The organism is Tardiphaga sp. (assembly GCF_025356345.1).
Classification (GTDB): domain Bacteria; phylum Pseudomonadota; class Alphaproteobacteria; order Rhizobiales; family Xanthobacteraceae; genus Tardiphaga.
In genome coordinates this window covers 1-4,718 of sequence record NZ_JANXTC010000341.1, presented here as the reverse complement: position 1 = coordinate 4,718, position 4,718 = coordinate 1, and the positions used below count along the sequence as shown (strand labels likewise).

The window sequence follows — 4,718 nt, the reverse complement described above, 5'->3', positions numbered from 1 at the left end:
GCTATTACTTTCTCGGGTGGGCCTGCGCTTTGTGCATTTCTGTGGCTTAGTGATAGGGCTAGGTGCAGCAACCTTGCTTGATCTGATAATCGTTCGGTTTGCGATTACTCGCATTATATCAGAGGACTACGTCAGAATTATCGAATTTTCGTCTAAGGTCGTGTCCGTTGGTCTTGGTTTACTTTGGTTGTCTGGCATTGGCTTCTTGGTGCATTACGGTTTGTTCGATCCGGCCAAGCTATGGAATCCAAAGATCTGGGCGAAGATATCGATTGTGGTGATCCTCACGATCAACGGAATCTTTGTCCACAGCTATGTGTTGCCAGCTCTTCGTGACCAGATGGGCAGGAGTCTTTTCGAAGGGATTTCGCGATCCCAAAGATCGTTTTTATTGTCGTCTGGTGCGGTTTCTGCGATTTCATGGTATGTGCCACTGATGCTGGGGGCATTCCCCCAGTTCAATTTCATTGTACCCGCTTGGGTGATCCTTGTTGGCTACTTCGTCATCATCGCAAGCGCTGCGGTTGCAGCCCAGGCGGCGGTGGCAATGATGTTTGGCGAGTTATCGCTAAGACGGGTTCTGGAACGGCGTCGGGTACTATTGTAGCGTGCGGCGTTTCCGGCAAGCCTGGCGTTGATTGCAATTCCTTTCAGTTTGGATCAAATCGGCTTCTTTGAGCGCTTGTGGGGTCGAGGCAAGGTTCAATCCGCCCCTGTGACGGAGGCACTTATCTTTAAACCTGCTAATTCGGGTCCGCTGTCTTTGGTTCAGAGCACGGCCGAGGCATGGCAACAGTCGCCAACGCCCAAAGTAGACGATGCTCGTAAGTTTCCGAACCAAAACGGTCCATCCGCGGCCGGGACGACAGAAGCGACGCCGGGCGACGGCGGGAGCGCTTCAGGTAACGAGCTTGTAGTGACCTCAAATATCTCAAATATAAAGTCTGACCAAGGGCAATTGCCCCCGGACCATGTTCAACGAGCAACCTCAAGCTCAATTGATGCGACGCCGCTTGACGGCTCCGGCAATGCCTCACAATCTTTGGGAGGTGCCCGTTCAGAGTTTGCGTCAGTCTCCGGATTATGGGCTGTCGACAGCACCGCGTGCGCTCGAGGCTTCATCGAAAATGACCTGCACACCGTGATCGATACGGCAGGCGCCTCGGCGGGAGACACCTCATGCAGGTTCAGGAATATCAGCCAAACGAGTGCGGGCAACTGGGCGATAGCGGGTAAATGCAGCGATACTCGGTCCCGATGGAAATCTGACATACGACTGACGTTGTCAGGACAAAAGCTGCGATGGAGTAGTCAAAAGGGTACACAGATTTACGTTCGCTGCCAGTTGCGATCGCGGCAGTTTGCGTTGTCCCATCAAACGTTCTAGCTCCGCAAAAGAAAATCCACGCATATAAAGCTGCTCGGGGCCGCTCACCTTCGTGCCAATGACCATGAGACATCTGAGTCCGAAGAGTTTAGCCTCGGGGGCGTAGGACAGTGATCACATGGTTATGCCGGATATAGATGTGAAGTCGGGTTGGGCCGCAGGGGCTGGTGCTGACCTGCCCCTGCCAATTTCCTCCAGTTGAAGTTAGAGTCCGGCGCTCTGAAGGACGGACGAATGAAGCGAGCCAGATGTAGATCAGCGCCGAAGCGGGACCCCGCCAATCCCCAGAATAAATTGCTGATTTACCTGAGACATATCGCATTCGGCAGGGGTCTGGATCGGCGCCGATCGGCACCCCTGCTCAAACCAATTATCGTCCAGAAATCAACTTGTTAAGCGGATCTATGAGAGGATCCCGCTTCGGTGCTGATCTACAGGCGGCACCGGCACGATCCTGCGCCGAGAGGGCCTGTACTCGTCGACCCTGAGCGAATAGCGCCGACTGAGGGACGCTGGCGCTCGGCGGACAGCATCCGGCCAAACACGAGGACCCAAGCCCGCGGTACGCAACCCGATGGCGCAGGAATTGGCGCAGACCCAGCGAGAGAATGCGCGGCTGTTACGCAAGCCCACTATGATGATGAAGGTTCCACCGTGTCGAAGCTCAGCAAAAACTCCGCGCCTCCCTCGGCGCGGTTGCTGACGTGGATGCTGCCGCGATGCAGTTCGACGATCCTTTGAACGATCGACAGACCCAGTCCGGTGCTACCTGGCTGGTTTCGATCCCCCCGCCAGAACCGCCGGAAAATGAGTTCTCGCTCTTCACCCGATATGCCCGGGCCCTGATCGCAGACGCGCACCGTGCCATCGTGGTGAACCGTGAATTCGACGACGCTGCCTTCGGGGGTATGCCGGAGAGCGTTGTCGGCGAGATTGCGCATCGCGCCCATCAGCATTTCGGAATTTCCCCGGATCCAGACGGCGTCGCCGCACCCGAACAGCGCTATGTCCTTGCGTTGCGACAGCGCCAGCGGCGCGATGAACTGGATGACCTCGGCGCAGACTTCGCGCAGATCGGCCCTTGCATTCGGCTCGATGACGAAGGCGTCCAGTTCGGCGATATCCAGCAACTGGCTGACGATATGGCCCATCGCCGCGATGTCATGGCGCAAGGCGGCGGCGACGCCGCGGTCTTCCAGCGTATCGACGCGGGTCGCGAGAATGCTGAGCGGAGTCCGCAATTCATGGGCGGCATCCGCGGTGAATTCGCGCTGGATGCGAAATCCCTTGTCCAGTCGATCAAGCGCGTGATTCACGGCGACGACGAGCGGGCGGACTTCGCTCGGGATCGCCGCCTCGGGTAACCGGACGTCCGTTCTGGTCGGGCTGATATGTTTCGCGATCTCGGAGGCCTCGCGCAAGGGCCGCAGCGCGCGCCGAAAAATAGAAATGTCGATGACGAGCAACGCCAGCAGGATGGGCAGGATGACCCAACCGAGATTCCTGTAAAAGTCGGCGAAAATGTCGTCGATGATGACATCGCGGTTGGCGAGGTCTTCGCCGGCCTGGATCCAGTATGGTTTGCCGCTCACGATTTTCCGCATGCTGACGCCGGAGATGGCCGCGTCGACGCGCCGTGTCCATAGCAATCCGACGCCGGCGGCGCGCGGGTCCGACGCAAACAGCGCGCCGTGATCGCCGAGGGAGGAGATCACAACGCGTCCCTGGTCATCGATGATGGCGTAGGAATACCGGCCATAGGGTTGCGAATACAGACCCTGTAGTTCTGGCGGCAGGTCCAGCGACAGGCCGCCATCGGCATTGATCCGGAGGTGGTGCGCGACGGAAGCCGCCTGCGACTTCATGGCCTCATTATGAATATTGTTTGTCGCCCGGTTCAGCAGCCAGGCCAGCGCCAGCGACAGGACGATCGACGTCACCGCGACGGCAATGACATGCAGAATGATGATCCGTGAGATGATCGACCTGAACTGGATCACGGCTTTTGCTCGCCGATAAGATAACCCACGCCACGGATCGTATGGATCTGAACCCTCGCACCGTTCTCCGACAATTGCTTTCTGAGCCGGTGGACATAGACTTCAACGGCGTTGGAGGCCACTTCGCCCGATAGTCCGAACAGATGGTCCTCGACCTGTTTTTTCGAAACCACGCGTCCCTTGCCGCGCATCAGCAGCTCGAGCACCGCGGTCTCGCGCGACGACAGCATTTGCGGAACGTCGTCCACCGCGGCCTGCCGGTTGCGCGAGTCAAAATCCAAGTTGGCGATGCGCAATGAATTGCCCAGCATCTGTCCGGGTCGGCGCAATTGCGCCTCGAGGCGGGCGACCAGCTCTTCCAGCGCGAATGGCTTGACGAGGTAATCGTCGGCCCCGCTTCGCAGGCCGTTGATGCGATCGTGAAGCCCGCCCCGGGCCGTCAGTACGAGGACGGGGAGTGATTCCTTGCGATGCCGGAGTTCGCGCAGAATGGTCAGGCCATCGCCGTCGGGCAGTCCAAGGTCAAGGATCATCGCGGCATAGGACATTGTCGCCAAGGCGACGGAGGCGTCGGTGGCTGTGCCTAGCATGTCCACGTCATAGCCGGCGTTCTGCAGGCCCTTCGACAGCAATTCCGCCAACGCCTGGTTATCTTCCACCACAAGCAATCGCATAACGCCGATATCCAATCGCGGGATCGAGTGTCCCCCGACAGCAGGTTGTCATTTTGTCGGCGGACGCCATCAAATTCTGCTGAAATCAAACCCGATGTAAGGCTGCTGTAAGCCGGGCGTTGTACCGCAGTGAGGCGATCCGCCGTCACGACCTGATAGCGCTCGCCCGGTAGATGCCTACTCCGCCGCATCCAGCCGTGGAAGTTCCCGACGGCAGCACGACGCAAGCAGGCGGGCCGCAAGGGCGCGTCCGTGGCGGATTGTCTTGCGCCTGACGCTGGCGGTGAGGCGTGGCGTGCGGCTCTTGATTCAGGGTCGCCAAAACAGGCGTGTGTATGATGAGCGGATATTGGTCGCGTTCAGGTCGAGGGTGGAGCCGGCTGATTCTGATCGCCGGACTTTTCGCCGCGGCGGCCTTCTTTGCGATGCGGTACACGGCCGCCTCGAGTGGCACTGTCGTGAACGACAGGCGTTCCGAAGCCAGGGCGCCGGCCGACAGCTCGCCTCGCGATTTTGTCGAACTGTCCGACAAGCAGGCCACCTCGATCAGGGTCGATGAGGTCAAATCGCGTGACTTCGTTCTGCTGAAAACCGCCGTCGGCACGATCGATTTCAATCAGAACCTGCTGGTCCAGGTCTCCTCGCAATATCCAGGAA

3 protein-coding genes and 1 pseudogene are annotated in these 4,718 nt (G+C 58.7%); 2 read left to right on the top strand and 2 right to left on the bottom strand.

The window, feature by feature from the left end:
- The coding region (locus Q0S16_RS20810; RefSeq protein WP_295852456.1) for a hypothetical protein at positions 1 to 607 on the top strand (607 nt) is incomplete at its 5' end.
- Positions 608 to 2,019: 1,412 nt separating this feature from the next.
- Here Q0S16_RS20810 and Q0S16_RS20805 read toward each other — a convergent pair.
- Together Q0S16_RS20805 and Q0S16_RS20800 are read right to left on the bottom strand one after the other, a co-directional pair.
- Positions 2,020 to 3,387 (bottom strand): ATP-binding protein, encoded by a 1,368-nt coding sequence (locus Q0S16_RS20805; protein ID WP_295852452.1) that lies wholly within the window; start codon positions 3,385 to 3,387, stop codon positions 2,020 to 2,022.
- Complete coding sequence (locus Q0S16_RS20800) at positions 3,384 to 4,061, bottom strand: response regulator transcription factor (RefSeq protein ID WP_295852450.1); 678 nt, start codon at positions 4,059 to 4,061, stop codon at positions 3,384 to 3,386. The genes Q0S16_RS20805 and Q0S16_RS20800 overlap by 4 nt, the downstream gene beginning before the upstream one ends.
- A 458-nt stretch (positions 4,062 to 4,519) precedes the next feature.
- On the opposite strand from Q0S16_RS20800, the pseudogene Q0S16_RS20795 reads away from it, so the two are divergent.
- A pseudogene (locus tag Q0S16_RS20795) lies at positions 4,520 to 4,718 on the top strand (efflux transporter periplasmic adaptor subunit); the annotation flags it as partial.

Excerpts from the sequence above, each read along its gene's own strand:
- Q0S16_RS20800 (WP_295852450.1), bottom strand. The coding sequence starts at position 4,061 with ATGCGATTGCTTGTGGTGGAAGATAACCAGGCGTTGGCGGAATTGCTG.